This is a genomic window from Streptomyces sp. YGL11-2 (assembly GCF_050054615.1).
Classification (GTDB): domain Bacteria; phylum Actinomycetota; class Actinomycetes; order Streptomycetales; family Streptomycetaceae; genus Streptomyces.
In genome coordinates this window covers 16,049-19,730 of record NZ_JBNHIN010000024.1, presented here as the reverse complement: position 1 = coordinate 19,730, position 3,682 = coordinate 16,049, and the positions used below count along the sequence as shown (strand labels likewise).

4 protein-coding genes are annotated in these 3,682 nt (G+C 73.9%); all 4 read right to left on the bottom strand.

What is annotated here, in order from left to right:
• Positions 1-214: 214 nt before the first annotated feature.
• Complete coding sequence (locus ACO1BR_RS25330) at positions 215-673, bottom strand: hypothetical protein (RefSeq protein WP_426797398.1); 459 nt, start codon at positions 671-673, stop codon at positions 215-217.
• A gap of 148 nt (positions 674-821) precedes the next feature.
• Positions 822-1,772, bottom strand: a complete 951-nt coding sequence (locus ACO1BR_RS25325) for a hypothetical protein (protein WP_426797397.1) — start codon at positions 1,770-1,772, stop codon at positions 822-824.
• A 368-nt stretch (positions 1,773-2,140) separates the two neighbouring features.
• Positions 2,141-3,121: a hypothetical protein gene (locus tag ACO1BR_RS25320; protein ID WP_426797396.1), complete on the bottom strand. Its 981-nt coding sequence runs from the start codon at positions 3,119-3,121 to the stop codon at positions 2,141-2,143.
• Positions 3,118-3,480, bottom strand: a complete 363-nt coding sequence (locus ACO1BR_RS25315) for a PadR family transcriptional regulator (RefSeq protein ID WP_236573058.1) — start codon at positions 3,478-3,480, stop codon at positions 3,118-3,120. The genes ACO1BR_RS25320 and ACO1BR_RS25315 overlap by 4 nt, the downstream gene beginning before the upstream one ends.
• Between the last annotated feature and the right edge of the window lie 202 nt (positions 3,481-3,682).

Below are 3,682 nucleotides of genomic sequence, written 5' to 3'. Positions count from 1 at the left end.
CCCCCCCCCCCCCCCCCCCCCCCCCCCCCCCCCCCCCCCGCCGCGGCGTCGGTCCCGTCAGGAACCGGGTGACCCGAGGGCGGCGAAGATGTCGATGGGCATGCCGGAACTCCTGCGGTGCGAACGTCCTGAAGGGTGCGGGCGGCAGGCCGCGGCCGACCCGTCGCCCCCGTTGCGGGGCGGGGTCCGGGTACGGGTCCGCGACCGGGCTCGCTCAGCAGCGCAGAACGGTCACCCAGGACGTCTGTCCGGCGGTGGCCGGCAGGACAGACCGAGAGGCGGTGTGGCCGGGAGACGTCAGGGAGTCCGTAGCGGCGGATTCCCGCGCCGCCTTGCCGCCCGCTCCGGTCGGGACCTGGTGGCGCAGATGGCAGGCGGAGGCGTGGCGCATCCGGCGGAAGCCGTGGCCCGGATACCGTGCGCCGCGCTCGGACGGCGTCAGGAGCTGCGACGCGGTGGTGCAGGACCGGTCCGCGGCAGCCGGGGCGAGATCCGCGGTGGCGGGGAGGAGAGGGGCGCTCATGCGGCCGGCGCACGCCCTGGCTTCAGCGGGTGGCGCCTCGGAGCCGCCGACGATCAGTGCCGTGCACACCATCGCCGTCAGTGCCAGGAGCAGCAGCATGCGACGCCCGCCGGTGGCCGTGGAACGGCCGGTGCTGGCGGTGTCGCTCATGCGGGTCTCCCAACGCTCTTCCAGGAAGGGATCCCCTGGAAGAGATCGGGGCATTCGGGAGATATGGGAAAGTTGTGGCGATTCCACTCGATCCGGCTATGAGCCGTGTGTATGCCGTGAGTCGGAACCGCCGGCGGAACCGTCGTTCTCAGTCGTCCGCGGTGGCGCGGCGGTAATGGTGCGAGAACCGCTCCAACGGCTCGCCTTCGATGCTCCACGGCCAGGGCGTCCCCACGCCTCCGGTGGCACGCAGCGTGTTCGCGGCGTCGGCGGGCCGGGCGGCCTTGATCAGCGCATAGGCGAGCAGGTTCAGGTCGGCGAGTGCCTGGGCGTGGCGGAGGTATCCCGGGCCCGGCCAGTAGTGCGCCGCGTGGTCGAGCACCCGGACGGCATCGTGGCGGCGCCAGAATTCGCCCGCGCCGAGGGCCGTCACCCCGCCGGGGGCCATGGCGCGGTGGTGGCTGCGGACGAGCGCGGCGAGTTCCAGGCCCGCCGCGGGGGCAGTCGGGGGCATGGCGGAGCGGACGCTGTCGAGCAGATCCAGCACCTGGCCGCTGGAACCGCACTCGTCCGGCGAGAGGTAGCCCAGCGCCTGGAGGTGGGCCTCCCGGTTCCACGGGTCGCGTGCCTTGATCTCGCGCCAGATCGGCGACAGTTCGCCGGCGGGGCGCCGCTCCAGGCGGAGGGTGGCCATGTGCAGGATCCAGGGTGTGGGGTCCTCGGGCAGCAGCTCGGCCGCGAGCCGGCAGCTCTCCCGGGTGGCGTCCAGGTCGATGGTGGAGCCCTGTTCCCCGGCCAGCAGCAGATCCGACCAGGCGTGGAGCAGCAGAGCGCCCTGGTCGCGGGGGCTGTGCTGGTGCCAGATGCCGGGCAGGGACCGGCCGGCGGACCCGGCGAGCACCCGGAGGCGGTGGGCCTTACGGTCCCAGTCCTCACCGGCGTCGTCGATCACGTCTTTCATCAGCGCCATGACAGCCGTGTCGAGCGATCCACGGTCCCAGCAGGTCTCGACGCGCCGCCGGACCTTTCCCAGGGCGGCGTCGTCGAGCTCGGGGAGTAGTTGGGGACGGCTGCCTCTGCGGCGTCTGAAGACTGGCATTCCGCGATGGCCTTCCAGATGAGGTGGGGACGGAACGGAGTGCAGGCATGGTACGGGTGCCGGTGTGCGGGCTACCGCACCGCCCGTACTACGAGATGCCGCGGCGGGCGGGCCGCCGTCGCCGGGGCGCCCCGACCGTCGTGCCGGGTCGACCGGAACGCCTTGGCGGCCGACGCCCGCCCGTCTCGTCCCCACGGTCCGCACACAGCCGGCACAGATCCACAACGGGCGCACTCCACGTACCGCATCCCGGCACCCGCCTCTGACAACACCCGTGCACGCGGCGGCCGTTGGCATCCCGGCAAGCTGGAGGCGTCGTGCGCGATCGGGGCACCGGCACCCGCGGCGCGCTCCGGGCCGCGCCGCTGCTACGCGGTGACGGCCCTGCCCCGGCGGACGGCGCGCAGGGTCTGCGCGAGGGTGCCCGCGGTGGCCAGGGCGAGGACGAGGGCGGCGAGCCAGGCGATCCAGCTGCCCGGTGCGGCCAGGGGCGTCGGTGCGCCCGCGCTGCCGGCGAGCGCGGGGTTGAGCACCTGTGCCTGCCAGAACAGCCAGCCGAGCGGGAGAGTGCCGGCGACGGTGAGCACGGCGTGGGCGACGGCGGTGAACGGGTGGCCGGTGCGCAGCCGCAGGGCGACCGCGTCGATCGCGACGGTGAGGGCGAGCACGGTGAGGAAGTAGGGGATCCAGAAGTGCCAGAGGGCCGGATTGACGATCGGCACATGCGCGCCGCCGGCGGTGGTGACCGGTGAGACCACCCGCTGGGCGAACAGGGCGGCCATCAGGGCGGCTCCCTTGACGATCGTGCCGACCAGGTCGCGGGTGGTGGCCGGGCGCGGCTCGTCGGCGGTGGGCAGCTGGTCCGGGGTCCAGGGGCCGGCGGAGCGGTCCGCCTCGGGACGGGCGCGGCGCACGCGGTCGGCGATCACGAACGGGATGGTCACGCAGACGGCGAGGTACATCGCCGCGTTCACGGTGCCGCCCAACGGGCGGAGCAGCGCGGCCCACGCGTTCTCCCCGTGGGCCCGGTGGACCAGGGCGAGCACGACGTAGACGGTCGGCAGCACGCTCCAGGCCACGCTCCGCAGCGCGTGGCGGTAGCCGGGGTAGGTGTCGGGGCCTATGAGTCCGACGCCGTGGTGGGCGTAACGGCCGGCCAGCAGCCGGGGATCGCCGAGCGCGGTGAGCGCGGCGCGCTCCGCCCCGCCCGGCCCCTCGCCGTGCTCGACACGGGCGTCGATGTCGTCGGCGATGACGGCGCGCAGTTCGCGTTCGATCTCGCGCCGTTGCCTGTCGGGCACCCGCCGCACGGTGGCGGCGACGTACCGGTCGGTCAAGGTGGCGGTCACAGGCTCTGTCCTTCCGAGGTGGCGGCGGAGGCGGGGTCCAAGCCGGTGAGCGCCGTGTCGATCGCCCGCCACTCGCGTAGCAGTGCCTGGGCGAGGCGGGCGCCGTCGCGGCTGGTCCGGTACACCTTGCGTGGGCGTGCCTGGGTGGTGTCCCACTCGCTGGTCAGCAGCCCTTGGCTCTCCAGTCGGCGCAGCAGCGGGTAGAGCGTGTTGCCGGCGACCGGCATGCCCGCGCTTTCCAGCTCGTTCAGCAAGCCGTAGCCGTATCCGGGCGTCCGCAGCGCGAGCAGGCTCGCCAGTACCACCGAGCCGCGGCGCAGCTCCTGCCGGTGGGCGTCAAGGAGTTCAGCATCGTCCACGCGTGACACCATAGTGTGTGTCACACACTATTGGCCAGCGACATCACTGTACGAGGGGCAGGGCACGGCGGGCGGGTCACGGCTCCGACGGCGCCCGGCCGCAGACGCCGACCGGCCAAGCGGGCCTGGCGGGCTGAGTAGCCGGGGCGCGTCCCGGCTCGCTACTTCCCGCCCCGGGACGGGACTTCGCCGACGAGACGGG